19 protein-coding genes are annotated in these 25,961 nt (G+C 75.3%); 12 read left to right on the top strand and 7 right to left on the bottom strand.

From position 1 onward, the window contains the following. The first annotated feature begins 45 nt into the window (after positions 1-45). Positions 46-1,575, top strand: coding sequence for an aspartate ammonia-lyase (gene aspA / locus HKK73_RS16445; RefSeq protein ID WP_171468419.1), 1,530 nt, complete (start codon positions 46-48; stop codon positions 1,573-1,575). 80 nt (positions 1,576-1,655) lie between these two features. On the opposite strand, the gene HKK73_RS16440 is transcribed toward aspA, so the two are convergent. Both HKK73_RS16440 and HKK73_RS16435 read right to left on the bottom strand, forming a co-directional pair. Then, positions 1,656-2,513, bottom strand: a complete 858-nt coding sequence (locus HKK73_RS16440; protein ID WP_171468418.1) for an META domain-containing protein — start codon at positions 2,511-2,513, stop codon at positions 1,656-1,658. Between the two features lie 64 nt (positions 2,514-2,577). After that, complete coding sequence (locus tag HKK73_RS16435) at positions 2,578-3,756, bottom strand: APC family permease (protein ID WP_253705967.1); 1,179 nt, start codon at positions 3,754-3,756, stop codon at positions 2,578-2,580. Positions 3,757-4,027: 271 nt separating this feature from the next. Here HKK73_RS16435 and HKK73_RS16430 point away from each other — a divergent pair, with 271 nt between their 5' ends. The 9 genes from HKK73_RS16430 (at position 4,028) to HKK73_RS16390 (ending at position 13,917) form a co-directional block, all read left to right on the top strand. Continuing rightward, positions 4,028-6,118: a hypothetical protein gene (locus tag HKK73_RS16430; protein WP_171468416.1), complete on the top strand. Its 2,091-nt coding sequence runs from the start codon at positions 4,028-4,030 to the stop codon at positions 6,116-6,118. 98 nt (positions 6,119-6,216) lie between these two features. Continuing rightward, the gene (locus tag HKK73_RS16425) at positions 6,217-6,471 is read left to right on the top strand and encodes a hypothetical protein (RefSeq protein WP_043657787.1); all 255 of its coding nucleotides are present in this window, start codon (positions 6,217-6,219) and stop codon (positions 6,469-6,471) included. Between the two features lie 87 nt (positions 6,472-6,558). After that, entirely contained in the window at positions 6,559-7,512 is a 954-nt protein-coding gene (locus tag HKK73_RS19380; RefSeq protein WP_144722041.1) for a cold-shock protein, read from the top strand. Positions 7,513-7,665: 153 nt separating this feature from the next. Then, complete coding sequence (locus HKK73_RS16415; protein WP_171468415.1) at positions 7,666-9,060, top strand: alanine--tRNA ligase-related protein; 1,395 nt, start codon at positions 7,666-7,668, stop codon at positions 9,058-9,060. Positions 9,061-9,217: 157 nt separating this feature from the next. Beyond that, a complete protein-coding gene (gene dnaK / locus HKK73_RS16410) occupies positions 9,218-11,101 on the top strand; it encodes a molecular chaperone DnaK (RefSeq protein ID WP_021479837.1) in 1,884 nt (627 codons plus the stop codon). After that, entirely contained in the window at positions 11,098-11,760 is a 663-nt protein-coding gene (gene grpE / locus HKK73_RS16405; protein ID WP_051028412.1) for a nucleotide exchange factor GrpE, read from the top strand. Before dnaK ends, grpE begins: the two co-directional genes overlap by 4 nt. Before the next feature lie 153 nt (positions 11,761-11,913). Next, positions 11,914-12,903 carry a DnaJ C-terminal domain-containing protein gene (locus HKK73_RS16400; protein WP_171468414.1) on the top strand — a complete coding sequence of 330 codons (990 nt, stop codon included), beginning with the start codon at positions 11,914-11,916 and terminating at the stop codon, positions 12,901-12,903. Positions 12,904-12,940: 37 nt separating this feature from the next. Then, positions 12,941-13,450, top strand: a complete 510-nt coding sequence (locus tag HKK73_RS16395) for a heat shock protein transcriptional repressor HspR (RefSeq protein ID WP_083384591.1) — start codon at positions 12,941-12,943, stop codon at positions 13,448-13,450. A gap of 158 nt (positions 13,451-13,608) precedes the next feature. Beyond that, complete coding sequence (locus tag HKK73_RS16390; RefSeq protein WP_021482763.1) at positions 13,609-13,917, top strand: DUF1540 domain-containing protein; 309 nt, start codon at positions 13,609-13,611, stop codon at positions 13,915-13,917. A gap of 107 nt (positions 13,918-14,024) precedes the next feature. On the opposite strand, the gene HKK73_RS16385 is transcribed toward HKK73_RS16390, so the two are convergent. After that, positions 14,025-14,792, bottom strand: a complete 768-nt coding sequence (locus tag HKK73_RS16385; RefSeq protein ID WP_043657794.1) for a hypothetical protein — start codon at positions 14,790-14,792, stop codon at positions 14,025-14,027. Positions 14,793-15,015: 223 nt separating this feature from the next. On the opposite strand from HKK73_RS16385, the gene HKK73_RS16380 reads away from it, so the two are divergent. Beyond that, positions 15,016-21,225: a sigma-70 family RNA polymerase sigma factor gene (locus HKK73_RS16380; protein ID WP_171468413.1), complete on the top strand. Its 6,210-nt coding sequence runs from the start codon at positions 15,016-15,018 to the stop codon at positions 21,223-21,225. Between the two features lie 31 nt (positions 21,226-21,256). Here HKK73_RS16380 and HKK73_RS16375 read toward each other — a convergent pair whose 3' ends face one another. The 3 genes from HKK73_RS16375 to upp all read right to left on the bottom strand — a co-directional run bounded on the left by HKK73_RS16375 (position 21,257) and on the right by upp (position 23,751). Continuing rightward, the gene (locus tag HKK73_RS16375; RefSeq protein WP_034651883.1) at positions 21,257-21,979 is read right to left on the bottom strand and encodes an NAD(P)-binding oxidoreductase; all 723 of its coding nucleotides are present in this window, start codon (positions 21,977-21,979) and stop codon (positions 21,257-21,259) included. Positions 21,980-22,118: 139 nt separating this feature from the next. Beyond that, positions 22,119-22,802 carry a winged helix-turn-helix domain-containing protein gene (locus HKK73_RS16370; RefSeq protein ID WP_171468412.1) on the bottom strand — a complete coding sequence of 228 codons (684 nt, stop codon included), beginning with the start codon at positions 22,800-22,802 and terminating at the stop codon, positions 22,119-22,121. Between the two features lie 313 nt (positions 22,803-23,115). After that, positions 23,116-23,751 carry a uracil phosphoribosyltransferase gene (gene upp / locus HKK73_RS16365; protein WP_171468411.1) on the bottom strand — a complete coding sequence of 212 codons (636 nt, stop codon included), beginning with the start codon at positions 23,749-23,751 and terminating at the stop codon, positions 23,116-23,118. A 325-nt stretch (positions 23,752-24,076) separates the two neighbouring features. Between upp and HKK73_RS16360 the strand changes: the two genes are divergently transcribed. Next, the gene (locus tag HKK73_RS16360) at positions 24,077-24,508 is read left to right on the top strand and encodes a nucleoside deaminase (RefSeq protein WP_171468806.1); all 432 of its coding nucleotides are present in this window, start codon (positions 24,077-24,079) and stop codon (positions 24,506-24,508) included. A gap of 144 nt (positions 24,509-24,652) precedes the next feature. Here HKK73_RS16360 and HKK73_RS16355 read toward each other — a convergent pair whose 3' ends face one another. Continuing rightward, a complete protein-coding gene (locus HKK73_RS16355; RefSeq protein WP_253705963.1) occupies positions 24,653-25,456 on the bottom strand; it encodes an NAD-dependent protein deacetylase in 804 nt (267 codons plus the stop codon). Positions 25,457-25,961: the final 505 nt, after the last annotated feature.

Genomic DNA, 25,961 nt, shown 5'->3' with positions numbered 1-25,961 from the left:
GTCGCCCGGGCGTGCGGGAGCGTGCGGCCGGGCTACGGTCGGGGCATGTCGAGCGAACGGACACGCACCGAGGTGGACCTGCTGGGACCGAAGGAGGTCCCGGCGGACGCCTACTACGGCGTCCACACGGTCCGCGCCATGGAGAACTTCCGCATCTCGGGGACGACGGTGAGCGACGTCCCCGAGATGGTGCGCGGCATGGTGATGGTCAAGAAGGCGTCGGCGCTCGCGAACCGTGAGCTGCGCACGATCCAGCGCGACGTCGCCGACGCGATCGTCGCCGCGTGCGACGCGATCCTGCGCGACGGGCGGTGCCTCGACCAGTTCCCCGTCGACGTGTTCCAGGGCGGCGCCGGGACGAGCGTCAACATGAACACCAACGAGGTCGTCGCCAACCTCGCGCTCGAGCTCGCCGGGTTCGAGAAGGGCCGCTACGACGTCATCAACCCGAACGACCACGTCAACCGCTCGCAGTCCACGAACGACGCCTACCCCACGGGGTTCCGCCTCGCGGTCCACGAGCTCGTCGCGCGGCTCCAGGACGAGGTGCGGCGGCTCGAGCGCGCGTTCGACGAGAAGGCGTCCGAGTTCGCCGACGTCCTGAAGATGGGGCGCACCCAGCTCCAGGACGCGGTCCCCATGAGCCTCGGCCAGGAGTTCGCCGGGTTCGCCGTCAACGTCGGCGAGGAGATCCGCCGGCTCGAGGTCGCGGGCGAGCTGCTGCTCGAGGTCAACCTCGGCGCGACCGCGATCGGCACCGGGCTCAACACCCCGCCCGGCTACCCGAAGGTCGCGACGCGCCGCCTCGCCGAGGTGAGCGGCCTGCACACCGTCCCGGCCGAGAACCTCGTCGAGGCGACCTACGACAACGGCGCCTACCTCGCCGTCCACTCCGCGCTCAAGCGGCTCGCGGCCAAGCTGTCGAAGATCTGCAACGACCTGCGGCTGCTGTCGTCGGGGCCGCGCGCGGGCCTCGGCGAGATCAACCTGCCCGAGCTCCAGGCCGGGTCGTCGATCATGCCCGCCAAGGTGAACCCCGTCATCCCCGAGGTCGTCAACCAGGTCTGCTTCAAGGTCATGGGCAACGACGTGACGATCACGCACGCCGCCGAGGCCGGGCAGCTCCAGCTCAACGTCATGGAGCCCGGGCTCGCGCAGTCGATGTTCGAGTCGCTGCACCTGCTGACCAACGCGTGCGTCGCGCTGCGCACCAAGTGCGTCACGGGCATCACGGCGAACGTCGAGGTCTGCCGCCGCCACGTGCTCGACTCGATCGGCATCGTCACGTACCTCAACGAGATCATCGGCCACCGCAACGGCGACCTCGTGGGCGCGGAGGCCGCCCGGACCGGGGCCTCCGTGCGCGACGTCGTGGTCGCGCGCGGCCTGCTCACGGCCGACGAGGTCGACGCCGTGCTCACGACCGAGAACTTCCTGCGCCCTCGTTACACCGGCCGCTACTACGAGCCCGACGAGCGCGGCCTGCCGCCCACGGGCGAGGAGGGCGAGTCGTCACGCGTCGTCGAGTCCGACGACGCCACGGGCGCGCCCCCGGAGCCCGAGCCCGAGTCCTGAGGCCGAGGGCGACCTGCCCGCCGTCGGGTCGGCCCGAGGGCCGATCCCGCCGCTCGGGTCGATCGCGCGGCGGAGCGGCGTCATCCCCGGACGAGGCGAGCGATCTCCGTGCCGTCCGGGCCGACGAGCACCAGCCGACCGCCGTCCAGGCCGGCACGGGCTGCCGAGGCGACGTAGCCGGGGACGCTCTCTCCCTCGCACCACATCAGGGTCTGGAGGCCCGTGGTCGCGAGCAGCCGACCGCCGTCGTCCAGAGCCCACGCACCCCCGCCGCCGTTGCACCCGTCGGAGCCGGACCATGTCCCGTCCTCGCGGAAGACGACGTGCGGGTCGGTGGAGGAGCGCGCGGCCGGCTCCCACCGCCCGACGACGTCCCGCACCTCCGCGGGCGCGAGGCCGCCCGGCAGCGGCGCGGGCGGGTCGAATGCCGCCCGCACGTCGTCGGTCACCTCGGGGGCCCGCGCGAAGTGCTCCGCGGCGTCGGGGATCGGGGCCGGGGCGCCGTCCACCTGCAGCCCGGCGACGACGTCGCCGTCCGCGTCGAGCAGGCGCCAGCCCTCGCCGTCGGGCTCGTAGGCGACCACCGTGCGCAGCCACGGGACCTCGGGGATCCCCGCCGCGCCGCACGCCGCCGCGGTGGCGTACGGGTCGGAGGCGACGAAGGTCCGGCCTGCCGCCTCCCAGCCGCCCTCGACGTACGCGCCGCAGTCGCCCCACAGCATGTACTGCCCGGCGTCGAGCCGCAGCCACGTGTCGGGGCCCTCGCCGTCGGCCCCCGAGACCCGCCACATCCCGACCAGCCCGACGGGGTCCGACCCGGACGCGCCCGGCGCCCCGGGGGTCGCGCCGTCGGGGGCGCCGCAGCCCGCGGCGAGACCGACCGCCAGGAGGGCGGCGATCGTCGCCGCGGACGCACGCACGGTCCGGTGTCCGCTCATACCTCGCTCGTGTCCCGGGGCCGGCGGGTCTTGCAGCCGTGCGCCGGGCGGAGCGGGACGGCGGCTACGACCGGACGCGCACGGCCCGGAGCGCGACGCCGACCGCGAGCACGACGACCCCCGCGACCACGCTCGGGACGGGCAGCGTGACGACCAGCGCGACGCACCCGAGCGCGCCGAGCACCGGGAGGACGCGCGGGTAGAGGCGGTGCGGCGCGGTCTGGCGCAGCGCCGAGAGGTTCGCGACGAGGTAGTAGACGAGCACCCCGAACGACGAGAAGCCGATCGCGCCGCGCAGGTCCGTCGTGAGCACGAGCAGCACGACCGCCGCCCCGACCGCGAGCTCTGCGCGGTGCGGCACCCGGTGCACGGGGTGCACCGCGGCGAACCAGCCCGGCAGGTCGCCGGTGCGGGCCATCGCGAGCCCCGTGCGGCTCACCCCGGCCAGGAGGGCGAGGAGCGCGCCGGCGCTCGCGGCGACCGCGCCGACGCTCACGACCGGTGCCGCCCACGCCCACGACCCGGCCGCGACGGCGTCGGCGAGCGGCGCGGCGGACGCGGCGAGCCGCGCGGGCCCGAGCACGGCGAGGAGCGTGACCGCCACGACGGCGTAGAGCACGACGACCGTCCCGAGCGACACGAGGACCGCGCGCGGGATGGTGCGGCGCGGGTCGCGTACCTCCTCGCCGAGCGTCGCGACGCGCGCGTACCCGGCGAACGCGAAGAACAGCAGCCCTGCGGCCTGGAGGACGCCGTACCAGCCGCCGTGCGCGCCGTCGGCGTCGAGGGCGACGGACCATCGCGGCGTCGTCCCCGCGAGGCTCGCGACGACCGCCGTCGCGATCGCGAGCAGCGCGACCGCGACGATCCCGCGCGCGAGGCGGGCCGTGCGCGTCACGCCGCGGTAGCCGACCGCGGTGAGCACGACGACCGCCGCGGCGGCGACGGGACGCTCCCACCCGGGCGGTGCGGCGTACGCGGCGAGGACGAGCGCCATGGCGGCGCAGCTCGCCGTCTTCCCGACGACGAAGCCCCACCCCGCGACGTAGCCCCACCAGGGGCCGAGGTGCTCGCGCCCGTACACGTACGTGCCGCCGGACGTCGGGTGCTGCGCGGCGAGCTGGGCCGACGACGTCGCGTTCGCGTACGCCACGACGGCGGCCAGCGCGAGGCCGACGAGCAGGCCCGTGCCCGCCGCGGCCGCCGCCGGGGCGAACGCCGAGAACACGCCCGCGCCGACCATGGACGCGAGCCCGACGACGACGGCGTCCGTCGTGCCGAGGCGGCGGACGAGCGACGGCTGGCCGGGTGCGGTGGTCACCCGCACAGCGTGCCAGGACCAGGTGTCCACGAGGTGTCCGACGGCGGCCCCGGCGCCCGCCCCGGGGCGTGGTCCGGAGCGTCACCGGGAGCCGGTACAGTTCCCGCCGGTGTCCCGTTCCGGTCGTCGTCGACCGGTCCCGACGAGCGGGGGGCGACGGGCTGTGCGCTTCGGCGAGGACGGCGGTGCAGGGGTGGTCTCAGGAGGGTCCGGCGACGGGCGGCGCGCGGGGCGGACGGCGTCGCGCGCGGTGCTCGTGGGGGTGCTCGCGGGCGCGGTCGTGGTGGGGGCGCCGGGGGTCGCGAGCGCGGACCCGGATGACGGGCTGTCGGAGACGTCGCACGTCCGCTACGAGGTGGACGGCACCGGCCCGGTCCGGGTCCGGGTGACGACGACGCTGCGCAACGAGCAGCCCGACAGCGGCCAGTACTTCTACTACTGGGACGCCTACGGCATCCCCGTGCCGGCGGGCGCGACGGACGTCACCGCGACGAGCGGCGGCGCCACCCTACCCGTCACGCTGGAGCCGACGGAGGACCCGGCCACGAGCGCCGCGCGGGTCTCGTTCTCGCCCCTCAACTACGGGCGCGAGCGGACCGTGGAGTGGGCCTACACGATCCCGGGCGAGCCGATCCGCTCGGAGGGGTACACGCGCGTCGGGCCGGGGTACGCGACGTTCGCCGTCAACGCGGCCGGCGACCCGGGGCAGGTGACCGTCGAGATCGTCACCCCGACGTCGATGGACTTCGACAGCACGTGGGACGGGTTCACCCCGGTCCTCGAGGGCACGACCCGGACGCACCGCGCGACGGAGAGCACCGACGACCTCGGCACGTGGTCGTTCGTCTCGCTCCGGGACCCGGCGCAGGTCGACACGACGACGGTCGACGCGGCGGGGACGGAGCTCGTGCTCGAGAGCTTCCCGGGCGACGCCGAGTGGAGCGCCTTCGTCGCGGAGCAGGTCGCCGCCGGGCTGCCCACGCTCGAGCGCGTCGTCGGGATGCCGTGGCCGGGGAACCTCGAGCGCATCCGCGAGGACGTGTCGCCCGAGGTGCTGGGGTACGCGTGGTTCGACCGCGGCTCCGGCGAGATCGTCATCCCCGAGGACCTCGACGCCGGGCTGCTCTTCCACGAGCTCTCGCACGCGTGGCTCGCCGGGGACCGGTTCGCGGACCGGTGGGTGTCCGAGGGCCTGGCCGAGGTCGTGGGGGAGCGCGTCGCGGCGCAGACGGGCGGCCCGACCGAGACGTTCCCGGCCCCCGCGCGCGACGCGGCCGAGGCGCTCCCGCTCGTCGCCTGGGCGGACGTCGACGTGCAGGACGGCGCCGACGCCACCGAGGAGTACGCGTACGCCGCCGCGTGGACGGCCGTCTCCGCGCTCGTGGGCGGGCTCGACGACGAGACGCTCGGGACGCTCGTCGCCGCCGCGTACGCGGGGGAGAGCGCCTACGACGCCCCCGGCGAGCCGGGCCGTCCGGGCCTGACCGACGGGCGGCGCTTCCTCGACCTCGTCGAGGTGCGCGGCGAGGTCGCCGACGCCCAGGCGGCCTACCGCACGTGGGTCGCCGACGCCGACGAGACCGCCCTGCTCGACGCGCGGGGCCCGGCCAGGGAGGCCTACGTCGCCCTCGACGCGGCCGACGGCGCGTGGCTGCCGCCCGCGGGGCTGCGCACCGCGATGACGGACTGGGCGTTCGCGGACGCCGACGCGGCCCGGGAGGCGATCGGGCCCGACGCCGCCGCGGCCGCCGGCCAGGTCCAGCAGGCCGCCGACGACGCGGGCCTGCCCGACCCGGCCGCCGTGCGCACGCAGTACGAGAGCGCCCGCACCGCCGAGGAGTACGCCGCGCTCGCGACCGTGCTGCCGCGCACGGTCGAGGTCGTCGGGACGGTCGGCGACGCCGTCGCCGCGAGCACCGGCGGCGGGCCGTTCGCCGACCTCGGCCGCCTCCTGCTGGACGTCGACGGCTCGACCGCCGACGCGCGCGCCGCGCTCGACGCCGGGCGCCTCGACGAGGCCGCCGCCGCGGCCGACGACGCGTCGTCGCGCGCCGCCGTCGCGCCGTGGGTCGGGATCGGCGCGGTGCTGCTCGTCGTGGCGGCGCTCGCCGGTGCGGTCGTGCTCGTGGTGCGCCGCCGTCGTGCGGCGGCCTCCGCCGCACCTGCCGCCGCCGCGCCCGTCGCGCCGGACGCGGACCCGGCGGTCGAGCGGGACTCGGCGGTCGACGAGACGGACGACCCCGCGGACGAGGGGAAGCCCGCCGTCCCCGCCGCGGCGCCGTAGCCCGCGGCCCGGGTGGTGAGCCCGGCGGGGCGACGTACGGTCGAGGGAGTGCGCCCGGTCGACCAGGCGGCCGGGCCGGAGACCAGGAGGGCCCGCTCATGACCGCGTCGCAGCCGCAGGACCGCCGGGGCACCGGCGACGAGCAGGACTGGCGGGACGAGCAGGAACCGGCCCGCGGCGAGCCGGACATCGGCACCGCGGGCGCGTTCCCCGCGCTCGCCAACGACTCGCTGCCGAAGGACCCCGAGGTCCCCACCGACGTCGACCCGGGCGACGAGCGGAGCTGGAGCGGCGACGACGTCGACGACCCGGGCGCGGAGCCGGGCGCCGGCGCGTCGGGCACCGGCCGCTGAGGCCGGCCGAGCGGTCCCGCGGCGCCGGGGCGCGGCGGCGTCGGGGACACTAGGAGCAGCACTGTCTGTCGATGCAAGGAGTCCTAGGTGCCCCAGGGAACAGTCCGATGGTTCGACGCCGACCGAGGGTTCGGCTTCATCGACCTCGGGAACGAGGCCGAGGACCTGTTCGTGCACGCGTCCGAGATCGTCGGTGACGACGGCCCGAAGCAGCTCCGCGAGGGGCAGGTCGTCGAGTTCGAGATGGGCACCGGCGACCGCGGCCCGCAGGCGCGACGCGTCCGCGTGACGGGCGACCGCGCTGCCGACGCGCCCCTGGGCGTGCTCGGCACCGTCGTCTGGTACGAGCCGGCCAAGGGCTACGGCTTCGTCACGCCCGACGGGCGCAGCGACGAGATCTTCCTGCACAGCTCGGCCATCGTCGGGGGCGGCGTCGTCACGGAGGGGCAGCGCGTGGCGTTCCTCGTCGTCGAGGGCGAGAAGGGCCCGCAGGCGGACCACCTGCTGCCGCTCGGCGCGCAGGCCGCGCAGCCCGCGGCGGACGGCGCCGACGGCACCGTGTCCTGGTACGACGACGTCAAGGGCTTCGGCTTCGTCGCTCCCGACGGCGGCGGCGACGACGTGTTCGTGCACGTCAGCGCCCTGGGCCGCGGGCTCACCGAGCTCGCCGAGGGTGCGCGCGTGACCTACGACGTCGTCGAGGGCGACAAGGGGCCGAACGCCCGGAACGTGCAGCTCGTGGGCGGCTCCGGGCGCCCGGGTCCGGACCGCGGCCGACCGGGCGCCGACCGTGGCCGCCCGGGCTCGGACCGGAGTCGTCCGGCGTCCGGCGGGCGCGTGCGCGGCGGCGAGGGCACGGTCGCGCGGTACGACGCCGACCGCGGCTTCGGCTTCATCACGCCCGACGCCGGCGGCGAGGACCTGTTCGTGCACGTGTCCGTCGTGCGCGGCGGGGAGGAGCTCGAGGAGGGCGACCGGGTCCGGTTCAAGATCCGGCAGAGCGACCGCGGGCCGCAGGCCGACGGCGTCGAGCTCATCTGAGCGAGGGGCGGCGCGGCTCCCGTCGCCCCGCCCCGCCCCGCACCTGCCCCGCACCCGCCCCGCCGCGTCCCAGCGCGGCGGGGCGCGGTCGTCCTCGCCCGGCGCCGCGGGATTGCCCTGGAAGTCGGTGGTGCCGGTCCCTAGGGTCGACGGATGGACGCCCAGGAGATCCGCTCGGCCTACCTCGACTTCTTCGCCGCCCGGGGGCACGCCGTGATCGAGCGAGCGCCCCTCGTCCTGCGCGAGGACCCGACGACCCTGTTCACGGGCGCGGGCATGCAGCCGCTGATGCCCTACCTGCTGGGCGTGCGCCCGCACGCCGCCGGGCGGCTCCTCGTCGACTCGCAGCCGTGCCTGCGGTCGCAGGACATCGACGAGGTCGGCGACCGACGGCACACCACCTTCTTCGAGATGCTGGGCAACTGGAGCCTGGGGTCGGCCGACGTCGAGCGGCAGGTCCGGTGGTTCGTCGACTTCCTCGCGCTCGTCGGCGTCGACCTCGCGCGCCTCTACGTCACGTGCTTCCGCGGCTCGGCGGAGCACGGGATCCCCCGGGACGACGCGGCGGTCCAGACCTGGGTCACGGTGTTCGCCGAGCACGGCATCGAGGCGTCGGTCGTGGACGTGGGGTCGCGTGCGGACGGGGACCGCGACGGCATGCGCGGCGGCCGGGTCTTCCTCTACGACGCCGAGGAGAACTGGTGGAGCCGGGGAGGCGGCCTGGAGGGCACGCCCGTGGGCGACCCCTGCGGGCCGGACTCGGAGGTCTTCTACGACCTCGGACCGGAGCTCCACGACCCGTCGACCGGGGAACCCCACCCGGCGAGCGAGGGAGGACGGTTCGTCGAGATCGGCAACCAGGTGTTCATGCGCTACCGCCGCACGAGCGAGGGCTTCGTCCTCCTCGACGAGCCGAGCATCGACTTCGGGGGCGGGCTGGAGCGCATCGCCGCCGCCGCGACGGCGACCCCCGACGTGTTCGACGTGAGCCTGCTGCGCCCCCTGGTCGACCGTCTCGAGGACCTGAGCGGTCGCACCTACGAGGACGACCCGCGCCCGTTCCGTGTGATCGCGGACCACGTGCGCGCCGCGACGTTCCTCGCCGCCGACGGCGTGCGGCCGAGCAACAAGGCGCACGGGTACGTGCTGCGGCGGCTCGTGCGCCGGGCCGTGGTGCACGCGCTCCGGCTCGGGCTGGAGGACCGGTTCGTCGACGACCTCGTCGCCGTCGTGGCCGAGTCGTACCGCGACGCCTACCCGAACCTGGTCGAGCGGCGCGAGGAGCTGAGCGGCGTGCTGCGGGACGAGGAGTCGCGCTTCCGACGCACGGTGCACCGGGGGCTCCGAGAGCTCGACAGGCTCCGGGGCACGACCGTCACGGGCGACCACCTCTTCGTGCTCGCCGACACCTGGGGCTTCCCCGTCGAGCTGGCGGTCGACGAGGTCCGCCGCCGCGACATGCCTCTCGCCGCGGACTGGCAGGAGGGCTACGCGGAGCAGCGTGCACGCCAGCAGGCGCGGTCCCGGGCGGCCGCGAGCGGGGAATAGTGCGGGTCGCGTGAAGGTTGAGCCTGATGGACTCAAGTTGAGCCGGGTGAGGTTGCGCGAGCACCGACCACGGATCTACCTTGAGTGAAGCAGACTCAACCCGGTGTGCCGAGGCGCAGCAGCGCCGTCGGGCACCCAGAACGACGGAGGCACACACATGGCACGAGCAGTCGGGATCGACCTCGGCACCACCAACTCGGTGGTCGCCGTCCTCGAGGGCGGAGAGCCCACGGTCATCGCGAACGCCGAGGGGTCGCGCACGACGCCGTCGGTGGTCGCCTTCTCCAAGACCGGCGAGGTCCTCGTCGGCGAGGTCGCCAAGCGCCAGGCGGTCACGAACGTCGACCGCACCATCAGCTCGGTGAAGCGCCACATGGGCACCGACTGGTCGGTGGAGATCGACGACAAGAAGTACACCGCGCAGGAGATCTCCGCGCGCATCCTGGGCAAGCTCAAGCGAGACGCCGAGGAGTACCTGGGCGAGCCCGTCACGGACGCGGTCGTCACCGTCCCGGCGTACTTCAACGACGCCGAGCGCCAGGCGACCAAGGACGCCGGGCAGATCGCGGGCCTCAACGTGACCCGCATCGTCAACGAGCCCACCGCGGCCGCGCTCGCCTACGGCCTGGAGAAGGGCAAGGAGGACGAGCTCATCCTCGTCTTCGACCTGGGCGGCGGCACGTTCGACGTCTCGCTCCTCGAGGTCGGCAAGGACGAGGACGACTTCTCCACGATCCAGGTCCGCGCGACCTCGGGCGACAACCGCCTCGGTGGCGACGACTGGGACAACCGCATCGTCGAGCACCTCATCAAGCAGGTGAAGAACAGCTCGGGCGTCGACCTGTCGAAGGACAAGATCGCGCTCCAGCGTCTGCGCGAGGCCGCCGAGCAGGCGAAGAAGGAGCTCTCGTCCGCGACGAGCACCACCATCTCGATGCAGTACCTCTCGATGAGCGAGAACGGCCCCATCCACCTGGACGAGAAGCTCACGCGCGCCCAGTTCCAGCAGATGACGCAGGACCTCCTCGACCGGACCAAGGCCCCGTTCCACAAGGTCATCTCCGACGCGGGCGTCTCCGTCTCCGACATCGACCACGTCGTGCTCGTGGGTGGCTCCACCCGCATGCCGGCCGTGACCGACGTCGTCAAGGAGCTCACGGGCGGCAAGGAGCCGAACAAGGGCGTCAACCCGGACGAGGTCGTCGCCGTCGGCGCGGCCCTGCAGGCCGGCGTCATCTCCGGTGACCGCAAGGACGTCCTGCTCATCGACGTGACCCCGCTGTCCCTCGGCATCGAGACCAAGGGCGGCGTGATGACCAAGCTCATCGAGCGCAACACGGCCATCCCGACCAAGCGCAGCGAGATCTTCTCGACGGCCGAGGACAACCAGCCGTCGGTGCTCATCCAGGTGTTCCAGGGCGAGCGCGAGTTCGCGCGCGACAACAAGCCGCTCGGCACGTTCGAGCTGACCGGCATCGCGCCGGCCCCGCGCGGCGTGCCGCAGATCGAGGTCACCTTCGACATCGACGCGAACGGCATCGTCCACGTCGGCGCGAAGGACCGCGGCACCGGCAAGGAGCAGAAGATGACCATCACGGGCGGCTCGGCGCTGCCCAAGGAGGACATCGACCGCATGGTCAAGGAGGCCGAGGAGCACGCGGCCGAGGACAAGAAGCGTCGCGAGGACGCGGAGACCCGCAACCAGGCCGAGGCGTTCGTCTACTCGACCGAGAAGCTCGTCTCCGAGAACAAGGAGAAGCTCCCCGCCGACGTCGTCACCGAGGTCGAGGCCGACATCGCGTCGGTCAAGTCCGCGCTCGAGGGCGAGGACGCCGACGCCGTGAAGACCGCGCACGAGAAGCTCGTCGCGTCCTCGCAGAAGATCGGCCAGGCGCTCTACGCCTCGGCCGAGCAGGAGCAGGCCGCCGGCAACCCCGGCGCCGCGCAGGACGACGCCACCGCCGCGGCGGGCGCGACGTCCGCCCCGGACGAGGACGTCGTCGACGCCGAGATCGTGGACGAGGAGGACGAGCGCAAGTGACGGCCGACGGACCGACCGACCCGCAGGGCCCCGAGGAGCAGGCCGGGCGCGAGCCCGGCCAGGGCTCCGACGACAAGCCCTTCCAGTTCACGGACAAGCGTAAGGTCGACCCGGAGAGCGGTCGGCCCCGCCCCGAGGGCGAGGCCGGCGGCTCCGCGGGCGACGACGCGGAGACGGACCCGCTCGCGGGCCTCGACTTCGAGCCGTCCGACGAGGCCGGGGTCGACGCCGCGGTCCTCGCGGCGAAGGCCGAGGCCGCGGAGCACCTCGACGCGCTCCAGCGCGAGCGGGCCAGCTTCACGAACTACCGCAACCGGTCGCTGCGCGACCAGGAGGCCGCGCGCACGAAGGGGATCGAGGACGTGCTCACCGCGCTCCTGCCGGTCCTCGACGACATCGACCGCGCGCGGCAGCACGGCGAGCTGACGGGGCCGTTCGCGGCCATCGCCGACAAGCTCGACGCGTCGCTCGAGAAGTTCGGGATCGAGCGCTACGGCGCGGTCGGGGACGAGTTCGACCCCACCGTCCACGAGGCGCTCATGCACCAGCCCGACCCCGAGGCCACCGCCACCACGGTGAACCTCGTCATCGAGCCGGGCTACCGGATCGGGGAGCGGGTCGTGCGCGCCGCGCGCGTCTCGGTCGTCGGCCCGCAGTAGCCACCCCTTCCTCGTGCCCGACGGCGCGGGCGCACCTCCCGCGCGGAGGTGCGCTCCGCCGTCGGGCACGCGAGGATCACCAGCAGCAGACCCACCGGCAGCAGCCACGGAACGAAGGACCAGGACCACGACCACCGACAGGAGGGAGGCGCCGTGACCGGACAGGACTGGATGGAGAAGGACTTCTACGCCGCGCTCGGCGTCCCCAAGGACGCCGACGACGCCGCGATCAAGAAGGCCTACCGCAAGCTCGCCCGCAAGTACCACCCCGACCAGAACCAGGGTGACGCGAGCGCCGAGGCCAAGTTCAAGGAGATCGGCGAGGCGTACGCCGTGCTGTCGGACCCCAAGGAGCGCGAGCAGTACGACGCGATCCGGGCGATGGCGGGCGGGGGCGCGCGCTTCTCCGCAGGCCCCGGCGGTGCCGGGGGAGCGGGCTTCGAGGACGTCTTCGGCGGCATGTTCGGCGGCGGGGGGCCGGGCGGCACCCGGGTCCGCTACTCGACCGGCGGCCAGGGTGCGGGCGGGTTCGAGGACATCCTCGGCTCGATGTTCGGCGGCGGCGCGGGCCAGCAGTTCGGCGGCCCCCGGCCCCGCGCGGGCGCCGACCTCGCGGCCGCCACGACGCTGCCGTTCCGGCAGGCGGTCGAGGGGTCGACCGTGACGTTCACCGTCGACGGCCGCACGGTCACGACGCGCATCCCGCCGGGCGTCCGCGACGGCCAGAAGATCCGGCTGCGCGGCAAGGGCCGCCCCGGCACGGCGGGCGGGCCCGACGGCGACCTCGTCGTCACCGTGCACGTCACCCCGCACCCGGTGTTCTCGCTCGACGGCGACAACCTGCGGATCACGGTCCCGGTGACGTTCCCCGAGGCCGCGCTCGGCGCCACCATCGCCGTCCCGACGCTCGACGGCTCGACCGTCAAGGTCAAGGTGCCGGCCGGCACGCCCTCCGGGCGCACGCTGCGCGTCCGCGGCCGCGGCGTGAAGACCGCCAAGTCGACCGGCGACCTGCTCGTCACGGTCCAGGTCGCCGTGCCGCAGAAGCTCTCGAAGGCCGGGCGCGAGGCCGTCGAGACGTTCGCCGCCGAGACCGCCGGCCAGGACGTGCGCGCCGACCTGGTCCGCCAGGCCGCGGAGTGACCGGCGCCCGGAGCGCCGGCTCGGGAAGGAGGCCCGGATGACCGCGTACCGCACGGACGACGCCCGGACGGGTCCGGACGTGACGCCCGACGTCGACCAGGACGCCCCCGTCCTCGTCATCTCGCAGGCCGCCGCGCTCGCGGGCATGCACCCGCAGACGCTGCGCCAGTACGACCGCCTCGGCCTCGTGGTGCCGCGCCGCACCGCGGGCCGGGGGCGGCGGTACTCGCTGCGCGACGTCGCGAAGCTGCTCGAGGTGCAGCGCCTCAGCCACGACGAGGGCATCAACCTCGCGGGCATCCAGCGGATCCTCGCCCTCGAGTCCCAGGTCGAGCGGCTCGAGCGGCGCATCGAGGCGCTCTCGGCGCGCGTCGAGCCGGGCGGCCGCGTGTTCGCCGCCGCGGCGAGCGGCGACGTCGTCGTCGTGCCGCGCGGGCGCAGCGTGCGGCGCGGGGTCGAGGAGGCCCTGCGCGAGACGCTCGTCGAGCACGGCGAGGCGCGCGCGCTCGTCATCTGGCGGCCCCGGGCCGACGGCACCGACAACTGACCTGCGACGAGGCATTTCCGCAAGAATGCCGTGCGCTAATTGCGGCGCATTCCTGCATTTCTTAGCAAGGCCTTCCTTGCTATACACCGAGGAATTCCGGGAATACCGTGGAACGCGGAGACCGACCCACGGCGGGTCCTCGGAGACAGGAGATCGCGATGAGCAGCCTCACGGAGATGCCCCAGGTCGTCGAGTGTTCCATCGACGGCTGCGGCTACAACCACGACCACGGGTGCCACGCGGGCGCCGTGACGATCGCCGGTCACACGGGCGACGCCGAGTGCGCCACGTTCATCCCGCTGGGCACGAAGGGCGGGCTGGAGAAGGTGCTCGCGCACGTCGGGGCCTGCCAGCGCACGGAGTGCGTCCACAACGCCTCGCTCGAGTGCTCCGCGCCGTCGATCCGCGTCGGGGCGGGCGCGTCCGGCGAGGACCGCGCCGACTGCCTCACCTTCACGCCGCGCTGACGCGCGGTCGCAGCCTTGCTCGCGGGCGGTCGGTCACCCGCCGGCCGCAGACGCCCCCGGACGCCCCGGACCACGTGCTCGCCCGCGTGGGACGGGGCGTCGTCGTGTCAGCGCTGGAGCGTGTCGAGGAGCTGGACGGCCGCGGTGTGGGTGCGGGGGAGGGGTTCGAGCCAGACGCGCGGTGGTCGGCGCAGGATCGCCGTCACGCCCAGCGCGAGACCGGTGCGCTCGATGTTGTGGCGGAGCACGGTGCGCACCATCGCGTCGTCCGCGTCCCGCTCGCCGAGCACGACGAAGAGCCCGTTGCCGATCGAGGCCATGGGGTGGCCCTCGCCGAAGGTGTGGGTGAGCGCGCGGCCCATCGCCGCCGAGCGCGCGAACCGCTGCCATCCCGTCAGGTCGTCGAGCGCGACGTCGACGACGAGCAGCCCGTGGGTCTGGGTCGCGTCCAGGCCCGCGCGCTCGGCCGCGCCGTACGTCTCGCGGAGCCGGTGCACCAGGTACTGCGTCGTCGCGAGGCCGGACTCCGGGTCCAGGACCTCGGGTGTCACGGGGCTGGCCTCGTACCCCTCGGACCAGCCGACCGCCACGCCGCGGACCAGGTCGACGACCGGCTCGCGGTCGTGCGCGCGGTACAGGCAGACGACGTCGTCGATGGCCTCGCCGATCCCGACCCCGGCCTCCGCGCGGACGCGGCCGAGCCGCTCGGCGGCGGGCGTCGTGTCCCGCTCCTCGCACAACGCCTCGACGAGCGCGTCGACGGCAGGGTGGTACCAGTCGCCCGGCCGTAGCCAGACGCTGTCGGCGCTCGCGCGCCGCCACCGCTCGCGCACGGCGTCGGTCGCGGGCACGGCGTACCCCGGGAGGTGGTCCATGTAGATGAGACGTCCGGGCGAGCCGTCCATGACGCGGGAACGGCGAGAAGTTTCCAGGACCTCACGTCCCGGGTGAAAGGGGACGAATGCCAGAAAGCGCCGTGGTTCCTGTTGCGGTGGCGGGAACGCTCTGCCCGTGAGATGGACGGGCGTCTACTATGGCCACCGTAGCCTCGGTTCGGGGCGGTCTCCGGGGCGGGTGACGATGACGCAGGCACAACGGGTGGACAGCGAGGCGTTCAGCGACGCCGAGCTCATCACCGCCGTACGTGCAGGGGACACGGGCGCCTACGGGGTGCTCTACGAGCGGCACGCCGGCGCCGCCCGCACGGTCGCGCGCCAGTACGTCCGCTCGAGCGCCGACGCCGACGACGTCGTGTCCGACGCGTTCGCCCGCACGCTCTCCGTGCTGCAGAACGGCGGCGGTCCGGACGTCACGTTCCGCGCCTACCTCTTCACGGTCGTGCGCCGTCTGTCGTACGACCTCGTCAGCGGGGCCCGGCGCACGCAGCCGACCGACGACGAGCGCACGTTCGAGTCCGCGTTCGGCCCGATGGCCTCGACGGAGGACCCCACCCTCGAGGGCTTCGAGCGCTCGACGGTCACGCGCGCCTACCAGGACCTGCCGGAGCGGTGGCGTGCCGTGCTCTGGTACACCGAGGTCGAGAACCTGTCCCCGGCCGAGATCGCCCCGCTGCTGGGCCTCACCGCGAACGGCGTCTCCGCGCTCGCGTACCGCGCCCGCGAGGGGCTGCGCCAGGCGTACCTCCAGCAGCACCTCACCTCCGTGCCCGCCGAGGAGTGCCGCACGGTCAACGCGCTCCTCGGGTCGTACGTGCGCGGCGGGCTCGCCAAGCGCGAGACGGCGCGCGTCGAGTCGCACCTCGAGGGCTGCGACGACTGCCGCGGGCTCGTGCTCGAGCTGGGCGACGTCTCCCACGGCATGCGCGCCGTCATCGCCCCGCTCGTGCTCGGCGTGGGCGCGCTCGGTCTCGTCGGGACGGCGCTGCCCACCACGGGTGGCGCGGCGGTCGCCGGCGGGCTCGCGGCCGCGCTCCAGGGCGCGTCCGGCAGCGGGACGGCGAGCGGCTCGGGCGCCGGTGGGTCGGGCGGCGCTGGCGGGTCGAGCGCCGGCGGGACGAGCGCCGGAGGATCGGGCGCCGGTGGGTCCGGCGCGGCGGGCGGTTCGGGTGCTGCCGGCGGGTCCGGCGCGGCGGGCGGGTCCGGTGCGGCGACCGGTGCCGGGGCCGGTGCGGGCGTCGGCGGTGGCGCCGGCGCGGGCGCCGCCGGGACCGGGGTGATCGGCGGGGCCGGTGCGGCGGCGGGAGCCGTCGGTGCCGCGGGCAGCGTCGCCGGGGGAGCGGCCGGTGCGGGCGCGGGTGCGGGGGTCGCCGCAGTGGGTGGAGCAGCGGCCGTCGGCGGTGCGGCAGCGGGCGGCGGTGCCCTGGCCGCGGCCGGGGCCGGAGGCCTGCTCGCGCTGGTCGCGTCCGCGCCGATCGCCGCGGCGGCGGTCACCGTGGGCGTGCTCGCGGTCGCCGGGCTGGGCGTCGCGGGCGCGCTCGGGGCCTTCACTCCCGAGCCCACGCCGTCACCGACCTCGCAGTCGTCCCCGGCGCCGTCCGGCTCGTCCCCCTCTCCGTCTCCGTCGCCCTCGCCGAGCTCGGGCACGACCGCCCCGACGCCCGACCCCACGACGGACCCGACGTCCCCCACCAACATCCCGCCGGCGCCGACGGACTCCGCCACCCCCGACGCGACGACGGCTCCACCTGCGGATGGGGGCGCGCCCGGCGGGACGACCCCGGTCGGCTCGACGCCCACCGACCCGGCTCCCGGCGGCTCGACCCCCGTCGACCCGGGGACCGGCGAGCCGACGCCCGTCGACCCGCCGCCCGAGCCGGCTCCGGCCGCGCTCGACGTTGCGCTCGGGACCGGCATCGAGATGGAGGCGCGCAAGCCCGCCGACGTGCGCCTGACGGTGTCGAACTCGGGCGGGAGGGCGGCGCAGGACGTCACGGTCGAGGTCGACCTGCCGGCCGGCGTCGAGGCCGTCACGTCGTCGGTCGTCGCGCGCGGCGCGTCGGTCGCCCCCGCGCTGCGCACGGCTGCGCTCCCGTGCGGGCCTGCCGCCGCGGGCGGGACGCTCGCGTGCGCGGTGGGCGTGCTCGCGCCCGGCGAGGCGCGTGACCTCGTCGTCACGGTCACGGCCCGGGGCGGCGGCGTCTACGAGTTCCCGGCGCGCGTGAAGGCGGAGGGCCTGCGCACGGTGGAGCGCAACCTCACGCCGCCGCCCCTGAAGTACGTCGGCGCGGAGGTCCGGCTCGACGACGAGCGCGTGACGCTCGCGGCGAACCCCGGGTCCGCGACGCTCACGCTCACGGCCGCCAACACCGGCGACCGTGATGCCCAGGGCGTCCGCTTCACCGTGCCCGAGCTGCCGAAGGGGCTGTCCCTCCGACCTGTCGACGACGGCTGGACCTGCACCACCCCCGCGCGGGGCGCCGCGCTCGAGTGCGCGAGCGACACCGTGCTGCCCGCGCCGGCCCGGGGTGCGTCCGCGGGACGGTCGGTCGAGCTGGCGGTCGAGCTGCGCGCGAACGGTGCGTTCGTGCCCGAAATCCAGCAGCGCGACGACGGCGCGCTCCGCGTGCTCCCCGCCGACGTCCCCGTCGAGGTGCGGGCCGGAGCCGACGACCAGGCGGTCACGGCGAGCCGCACCCTGAGCGCGGCGGTGCCGCTCGCGTGGCTCGGGGCCGACGGCGTCCAGGTCCGCGCGGAGAACGCGGACGGCACGGTGCGGTACACCGCCGACGTCGCGAACCGGACGGGCGCGCCCGTCACGGTCGGCCTCGCCGCGCCCGACACGCCCGCGTGGCACGCGGCCGACCTCCCCGCGCGCACGAGCGTCGGTGAGAACGCCTCGCTGGTCGTCGACGTCAACGCGCCCGCGGTGCCCGCGAGCATGCTCGTGCTCTCGCAGGAGCGGCTGCTCGTCGGGCCGGGCGGCGAGGCGGTCGTCTCGCGGCCGCCGAGCGACGTCGCGCTCGCGCTCGACGGCCAGACGATCGCGCCGGTCGTCCCGGAGGCGGCGGTCGCGCAGTGCGACTTCGCCCCTGCGACGGACACGTCGTCCGCCGCCGCGACGCTGACCTTCGACAACTCGGCCTCGACCCTCCCGGTCGAGTTCTCGGTCGACGGGCAACGCCCCGCGCAGACGGTCCCGGCGCGGGCCCGAGCCGAGGTCGAGCTTCCCCCGGCGGGAGCCGCGCCTGCGACGTACGCGGTGCGGGCCGACGGCGTCCCGCTCGGCTCCCGCACGGTCAGCGCGGTCGACTGCTTTGCGTGGGACGTCGAGGGCTCGGCGACGACGCGCTGGTCGCCGGAGACCGGGTCGTTCGTCGTCGAGGGCACGTTCCGCAACGACCACGCGGTGGCGGCGCTGAGCGTGGCCCTGTCCGCGGGGCGGCACGGCGCCGCGGAGGCCGTGGAGGTCGTGCCGGGCGGTGAGGCGTCGTTCGCCGTGGACACGGGTTCGCGGGACGTCGCGGCGGGGTCCGCGACGTTCCGGGTGGCGCGCGTCGATGCACCTGGTGCGGAGCCGCACCAGGTGCGGGCGTCGTTCGACGCGGCGCGGCACGCGCCGTCGGCGTTGCGGCAGCCCACGGTGGGCGCGTGCGTGTTCGACCCGGCGACGGACACGTCGTCCGCGCCGGTGACGCTGCACCTGGACAACGCGGCGTCGACGGTGCCGGTGACGTTCTCGGTCGCCGGCCGTGACGACCTGACCGCGACGCTCGCGGGTGGCGAGACGCGTGACGTGGTCGTGCCCGGTGGTGTCGGTGCGCAGGGCGCGACGTTCGCGGTCGTCGCGGACGGGGAGACCGTTGCGCGGCACGTGGTCGACGGCGTCGACTGCTTCGCGTGGGACGTCGAGGGTTCGGCGACGACGCGCTGGTCGCCGGAGACCGGTTCGTTCGTCGTCGAGGGCACGTTCCGCAACGACCACGCGGTGGCGGCGCTGAGCGTCTCGATGTCCGCGGGTCGGCACGGCGCCGCGGAGGCCGTGGAGGTCGCGCCGGGCGCGGAGGCGTCGTTCGCCGTCGACACGGGTTCGCGGGACGTTCCGGCGGGGTCCGCGACGTTCCGGGTGGCGCGCGTCGGTGCGCCCGGTGCGGAGCCGCACCAGGTGCGGGCGTCGTTCGACGCGGCGCGGCACGCGCCGTCGGCGTCGCGGCAGCCCACGGTGGGCGCGTGCGTGTTCGACCCGGCGACGGACACGTCGTCCGCGCCGGTGACGCTGCACCTGGACAACGCGGCGTCGACGGTGCCGGTGACGTTCTCGGTCGTCGGCCGGGACGACCTGACGGCGACGCTCGAGGGTGGCGAGACGCGTGACGTCGTCGTGCCCGGTGGTGTCGGTGCGCAGGGCGCGACGTTCGCGGTCGTCGCGGGCGGGGAGACCGTCGCGCGCCACGTGGTCGACGGCGTCGACTGCTTCGAGTGGCGCGTCGAGGGCTCGGCGACGGCGGAGTGGGCGCCCACCGAGGGCGGCGGCTCCGTGGTGGTGAGCGGGACCTTCCGCAACGACCACGCGGCGGCGACGCTGCGCGTGGCCCTGGACGGCGGAGAGTTCGGCACGACGCGCGCGGTCGACGTCGCACCCGGCGCGGAGGCCGTGCTGACCCTCGACACCGGCTCCCGGCAGGTCGCCGCGGGCGAGGTCGCGTTCCGCGTCTCCCGGCTCGACGGCTCGGGCCGGTCGCACGTCGTGACCGCCGCGTACGACGCCGTACGGCACGCGCCCGCGGTGGACGCGCCGACCGTCGGGGCGTGCGTGCTCGACCCGGCGACCGAGCGGTCGTCCGCCCCGGTCGCGCTGCGCTACGACAACACGCGCTCGACCGTCCCCGTGGTGTTCGCCGTCGCCGGTCGCGACGACCTGACGCGCACGGTCGACGGCGGCCGGGACGCCGTCGTCGACGTGCCCGGCGGTGTCGGGGAGGCGTCGCTGACCCTCGACGTGCTCGCCGACGGCGCGGCCCTCGCGAGCCACGAGGTCCCGGGCGTCGACTGCTTCGACTGGTCCGTCGCGGACGGCTCCGCAGCGGCGACCGCCACGTGGGTCGTGCCGAAGGGCGCGGGCGCCGGCTCGACCGTCGTGCGCGGGACGTTCCACAACCCGTACCGGGCGACGACGCTGCGGGTCTCGATGACGACGCCGTACGGCGTCGCCGCGCCCGTGGAGGTCGCTCCGGGCGCGACCGCGACGCTCGCCGTCGACACCCGCCTGCGCGACGTCCCGGCGGGGACGGCCACGTTCGCGGTCGAGCGGGCTCACGCCCTCGGCCTGGCGGGGAGCACGGTGACCGCGTCGTACGCCGCGACGACCTACGCGCCGTCGTGGGCGCGCACGGCGACGGTCGAGGCGCGCTGGCAGGACGGCTCGATCCGGCTCGTCGGCACCCTGACGAACGACACGGCGGAGACGCTCGACGCCCGGATGCTCGGCGGCGCGGCCGGTGACTCCGCCCCGGTGAGCGGCATCAAGCCGGGAGAGACGGCGACCTTCACGATCGACACGGGGAAGCTCGACGTCAAGGCGGGGAAGGTGACCTTCCGCCAGTACCGCTGGGTGCTCGGGAAGGGCTTCCAGGACTCCGCCCTCGCGGCGACCTACCGCGGCGCGGCGTACGTGCCCGACTGGGCGGCGACCCTCACGGCGACGGCGCAGTGCGCGCCCGGCGGGGGCGGGGTGGTGCTCACGACCGGTCTGCGGAACGACGCCGACGAGCCGACCCGCGTCGTCGTCCGCACCCCGTTCGGCACGCGCGACCTCGGCGAGGTCGCACCGGGTGCGAGCGCGAGCGTCGACCTGCCCGCGGGCGCCCTCGCGGTGCGGTCCGGTGCGGTCACGTTCGAGCTCTCGCGCACGGTCCTCGGCACCCCGTTCGCGGAGACGGTGACGGCCCGGTTCGACGCGCTCGACTGCGCGGTCGTGGCGCCCGGCGGGAGCCTCGTCCTCGGTGACCCGTACTACGACGCGAAGCGTGGTGACTCGTTCCGCACGGTGTCCGTGCTCCTCGACAACGCGGGCTCCAACGTCCCGCTGACGTTCCGGGTCACCGGGCAGGCGAAGGGTCAGTGGGACCTCGCGGCCGGCGAGCGCCGCACGGTGGCGCTGGGCGAGGCCTCCGGGTCCGGGGCGAAGTACGTCCTGCACGCGGGATCGTGGTCCGAGCAGCTCGTGGTCGACCCCTTCAGCGCGGCGCCCGCGTGCTACGCCGCGTGGGAGGTCGACGAGTGGTACGGCTTCGGCGACAAGGTGTCCTACGGCGGCTGGAACTACACGGCGCGGATCGCGAACGTCCTCATCCGGCCCGACCGTGACTCGCTCGGGCTGATCTGGCAGCGCGAGGCCCGCTGCGACGGCTGACGCGCCCGACGCCCGTCGCCGGGCCGGTCGGTCACGGCAGGACGTCGGCCAGCGCGTCCTCGACAGGGCGGTCGCCACCCACGAGGTCGAGCACGAGACCGGCCGAGCGGGGCTCGTGGAGCACCGCCGCGAGCACGAGCGCGACGTCGTCGCGCGTCACGTCGGACCGCTCGCCCACGGCGGCGCCGGGCTTGCGTCGCTTGCCGCGCGGCTTGTCGCCGTCGCCCACGGGGGCGAGGGCCACGAGCCCGACGCCCGGGTCGTCGGTGAGACGGCCGGGCCGGACGATCGTCCACTGCAGGTCCGTGCGGGCGCGCAGGTCGTCCTCCGCGGCGGCCTTCGCGCGCAGGTAGGCCCAGAACACGTCGTCGACGCCGTCGGGGCGCTCGTCGGCGCGGGCCGCCTCGACGCCCCGCGACGAGACGAGGACGTAGCGCCCCACCCCGGCGCGCTCGGCGGCGTCGGCGAGAAGGGCCGCGCCCGCGCGGTCGACCGCGTCCTTGCGCGGCGCCCCGCTGCCGGGTCCGGCGCCCGCGGCGAACACGACGGCGTCCGCGCCCTCGAGCTCGAAGGACACCGCGACGGCGTCGTCCTTCTCGAGGTCGACGAGCGCGACGTGCGCGCCGAGCTCCGTGAGATCCGTGATCTGCGCGGCGGACCGCACGAAGGCGACGACGTCGTCCCCGCGCTCCACCAGCGTCCGGGCCAGGCGACGGCCCACCTGGCCGTGACCTCCCGCGATGACTGTGCGCATGGGCCGAACGTATCGCCGCACGCGCGTCCGCGCCCGGCGAGCGGGCGGCGTGCGAGGGTCGTCACAGGAGGGGGTTGCGCTGCCGGGCGCGTGGTCCCCCACGTACCCCCACGTCGACCGCGGCCCGGCAGCGCGGTCCTCAGGCGGCGTCCCCCGAGCCGCCGAGGACGACAGGGGTCTGCGGGTCGAACCGGTAGCCGAGCCCGCGGACCGTGGTGATGACGTGCTCCAGCCCGAGCTTCTCGCGCAGGCGTCGCACGTGGACGTCGATGGTGCGGCTGCCGCTCGCGACCTCGTGGTCGGCCCACACGGTCTCCAGCAGCTCGGCGCGCGTCACGACCCGGTGCGCCGTGCGCGCGAGGTACGACAGCAGCTCGAGCTCGCGGAAGGTCAGGCGCGCGGAGCGGCCCTCCACGGTGACCGTGCGCCCCGCGGGGTCGATGACGACGCGCGGCACGGGCGAGAGGGTCGCGAGCCGCTCGCGGAACGCGGCGATGTCCTGGACGGGCGACGTCGTCGCGGTCGTGGGTTCGGCGAGGGCGAGCGCCGTGTACGTCTCGGCGCTCGGCAGCCAGTCGCGTGCGAGCTCGCCCAGCGCCTCGGCGAGCTCGACGAGCTGCGCCTGCGGCTGCTCGCCCGGCGCGGCGTCGACGCCGACGTAGAGCACGAAGCCGGGGTTGCGCCGCGGGGCGACGGGCTCGGGCGCCGCCGCGCGGGGTGCGGGGGCGGGCCGCGGGGCGGTGGGGCGCGGCGTCGTCGCCCGGGCGGCGGGGACGCGGGCCGACGGCGTGCGGCGTGCGGTGCGGGTAGCGGTGAGCGTCATGGGTGGCTCCGGGTGCGTCGGGCCGACGGCGACGCCGGGAGTCCGGCGGGTCGGCAGGGGTCGAGGGCTGAACCGAGGTGCGGGAGAGGGTTCAGGCCTGACAACAGACGCACACGACCGCGCCCAGCACGCCGGACGGCGCGCTGACGGGACGGGTCGAGGTGCTCACGGGAGCGAGCATGGCAGCGGAGCGCACGGCACGCCAAGAGGAGCCGTGGAAGTTCTCAGCATGCGGACCGCGGCGATCTCGCGTTCCGGGCGTGCGGAGCGGGCGGCCGGGGTGTCCCGGCGGGTGTTCGTGCAGGTGGGAGCGTCAGACGACGCCGTACAGGCGGTCGCCCGCGTCGCCCAGCCCGGGCACGATGTACGCCTTCTCGTCGAGGCGCTCGTCGACCGCGGCGACCACGAGCTGGACGTCGACGCGCTCGCCGACCGCGTTCTCGAGCACCTGGATGCCCTCCGGGGCGGCGAGCAGGCACACGGCCGTGACGTCGCGCGCCCCGCGCGCGAAGACGTAGTCGATCGCCGCGACGAGCGTGCCGCCCGTCGCGAGCATCGGGTCCAGCAGGAACACGTGCCGGCCCGTGAGGTCGTCGGGGAGGCGGTTCGCGTACGTGACCGCCTCGAGCGTCTCCTCGTCGCGCTGCATCCCGAGGAACCCGACCTCCGCCGTGGGCAGGAGGCGCGTCATGCCCTCGAGCATGCCGAGGCCCGCGCGCAGGATCGGCACGACGAGGGGGCGCGGCTCCGCGAGCCGGACGCCGACCGTCCTGGTCACGGGCGTCTCGATCTCGTGCGGCTCGACGCGCACGTCCCGCGTCGCCTCGTAGGCGAGGAGCGTGACCAGCTCGTCGACGAGGAGCCGGAACGTCGAGGACGTCGTCTCCTTGTTCCGCAGGACGGTCAGCTTGTGGGCCACGAGCGGGTGGTCGGCGACGTGCAGGCGCATGGTGACAACGGTATCGGACCGCGGGCCGTCCGCCGTACCGGCCGGTAACCGATCTGCGCACGGGGTGGGCGCCCGGTCGCTAGCCTGGTGCGGCCCGCTCCTACCGACCGGAGGTCCCGTGCCCGACGACGCCGCCCACCCCGGCGAGCCGGCCCACCCGGGCGGCCCCGCCCGCTCGGGCGACCCCGCGCACCGAGGCGACCTCGCGCACCCGGAGGAGGGGACGGCGTCGGGCACCGTGCCGCGCGGGCTCGCGATCCCCGCGACGGAGGGCGCGTTCCCGCCCGCCACGGTCGCGGGGCGCCGCCGGACGTGGGACGCCCTCATGAGCCTCGCGCTGCACGAGGCGACCCACGCGCTCGCGAGCGCCGACGTGCCCGTGGGGGCGGTCGTCGTCGGGCCCGACGGGCGGCTGCTCGGCGTGGGGCGCAACCGGCGCGAGGAGACGGGCGACCCGACCGCGCACGCCGAGGTGCTCGCGCTGCGCCAGGCCGCCGCGACGTGGGGGGAGTGGCGCCTCGAGGGCTGCACGCTCGTCGTCACGCTCGAGCCGTGCGTCATGTGCGCGGGCGCGCTCGTGCTGGCGCGCGTCGAGCGGCTCGTGCTCGGGGCGTGGGACCCGAAGGCCGGCGCGACCGGCTCGGTGTGGGACCTCGTGCGCGACCAGCGCGCGAACCACGCCGTCGAGGTCGTCGGCGGCGTGCGCGAGGACGAGTGCGCACGGCTGCTCCGCGACTTCTTCGGCGCGCAGCGCTGAGCGCACCCCCTGTCGTCGCGGTCGCGGAGGGGAGGAAGGACGGCGCCGGGTCTACCATCCGGGGCCTCGTCCCTCGGCGCCTCCCGCCAGGCCCGCCACGACCCGGCGCCGTCCTTCCTCCCCACCGCTCGTGGGTCGGTCGCCTCAGCGCGCGAGCGCCTCGGCGAGGGCGGTGAGGGTCTCCGTGGTGCCGGCCTCGATCTTGAGCGTCGCGAGCGGGTCGCCGCGCGTCCATCCGCGGTTGACGATGACGACCGGCTTGCGGTCCTTGGCCGCGTGCCGCACGAACCGCAGCCCGCTCAGCACCGTGAGCGACGACCCGGCGACGAGGAGCGCGTCGCCCTCGTCGACCATCGCGAACGCACGGTCGACCCGCTCGCGCGGCACGTTCTCCCCGAAGTACACGATCTCCGGCTTGAGGACCCCGCCGCAGAACTCGCACGGCGCGGGCCGGAAGTGCGACGTCTGCTCGATCACGGCGTCCGCGTCCGGCGCGATCTCCACGTCGCCCACGTCGCCGATGCTCTCCAGGAACCCCGGGTTGAGCGCGGTCAGGCGCTCGGCCAGGTGCTCGCGCGAGATGACGCGCCCGCACTGCAGGCAGATCACCCGGTCATAGCGGCCGTGCAGGTCGATGACGTTGCGGCTGCCCGCGTCCTCGTGCAGCAGGTCCACGTTCTGCGTGATGAGCCCGACGAGCACGCCCGCGTCCTCCAGCCGCGCCAGCGCCCGGTGGCCCGCGTTCGGGTGCGTGCGGTGCACGTGCTGCCACCCGACGTGGTTGCGCGCCCAGTAGTGGCGGCGGAACGCCTCGTCCTGCACGAACTGCTGGTACGTCATCGGGTTGCGCGGCGGCGAGTCCGGGCCGCGGTAGTCCGGGATCCCCGAGTCCGTCGACACGCCCGCGCCCGTGAGCGCCGTGACCCGCAGCCCCCGCAGCAGCTCCACCGCGTCCTCGACCGTCCCCGTCCGCGGCGCCGGCTCCGCGCCCGCCGGCGGCTGGCTCGGCCGCCACGCGAGCCGCGACGACAGGGTCGGGACGGCGGACGGCAGGTCGGCGGCCGACGTCGCCACGTGCGCGGGGGAGGCGGTCGTCGGTTCGGTCGGGTCGGTCGGGGACGGTGCGGTCGGGTCGGTGGGCACGTCTCCCACGGTACGACGAGAGCGAGGGCAGAACCCCGGCCCGCCGAGGTAGCCCTGGTCACCCCGAGGGAGACGCGAGGTCCCACGACGTAGAGCCGTGGTCGGGCGAGGTAGAAGCGTGGCCCACGCGAGGTAGAGCCATGGTTGGGCGAGGTAGAGGCGTGGTCCACGCGAGGTAGAGCCATGGTTGGGCGAGGTAGAGCCCAGGTCACGCGACGTAGAGCCGCGGTTCACGCGAAGGAGAGCCGCGGTCGGGTCGGTAGAGCTGTGACCACGCCTCTACCTCGCGTGACCGGGGCTCTACTTCGCG

The organism is Cellulosimicrobium sp. 72-3 (assembly GCF_013127315.1).
GTDB lineage: Bacteria > Actinomycetota > Actinomycetes > Actinomycetales > Cellulomonadaceae > Cellulosimicrobium > Cellulosimicrobium funkei.
This window is presented reverse-complemented; position numbering and strand designations above follow the sequence as displayed.

Coding starts and splice junctions, on each gene's coding strand:
- aspA (WP_171468419.1), top strand. CDS start 46: ATGTCGAGCGAACGGACACGCACCGAGGTGGACCTGCTGGGACCGAAG.
- HKK73_RS16440 (WP_171468418.1), bottom strand. CDS start 2,513: ATGAGCGGACACCGGACCGTGCGTGCGTCCGCGGCGACGATCGCCGCC.
- HKK73_RS16435 (WP_253705967.1), bottom strand. CDS start 3,756: ATGGTCGGCGCGGGCGTGTTCTCGGCGTTCGCCCCGGCGGCGGCCGCG.
- HKK73_RS16425 (WP_043657787.1), top strand. CDS start 6,217: ATGACCGCGTCGCAGCCGCAGGACCGCCGGGGCACCGGCGACGAGCAG.
- HKK73_RS16415 (WP_171468415.1), top strand. CDS start 7,666: ATGGACGCCCAGGAGATCCGCTCGGCCTACCTCGACTTCTTCGCCGCC.
- dnaK (WP_021479837.1), top strand. CDS start 9,218: ATGGCACGAGCAGTCGGGATCGACCTCGGCACCACCAACTCGGTGGTC.
- HKK73_RS16395 (WP_083384591.1), top strand. CDS start 12,941: ATGACCGCGTACCGCACGGACGACGCCCGGACGGGTCCGGACGTGACG.
- HKK73_RS16390 (WP_021482763.1), top strand. CDS start 13,609: ATGAGCAGCCTCACGGAGATGCCCCAGGTCGTCGAGTGTTCCATCGAC.
- HKK73_RS16385 (WP_043657794.1), bottom strand. CDS start 14,792: ATGGACCACCTCCCGGGGTACGCCGTGCCCGCGACCGACGCCGTGCGC.
- HKK73_RS16375 (WP_034651883.1), bottom strand. CDS start 21,979: ATGCGCACAGTCATCGCGGGAGGTCACGGCCAGGTGGGCCGTCGCCTG.
- HKK73_RS16370 (WP_171468412.1), bottom strand. CDS start 22,802: ATGACGCTCACCGCTACCCGCACCGCACGCCGCACGCCGTCGGCCCGC.
- upp (WP_171468411.1), bottom strand. CDS start 23,751: ATGCGCCTGCACGTCGCCGACCACCCGCTCGTGGCCCACAAGCTGACC.
- HKK73_RS16360 (WP_171468806.1), top strand. CDS start 24,077: ATGAGCCTCGCGCTGCACGAGGCGACCCACGCGCTCGCGAGCGCCGAC.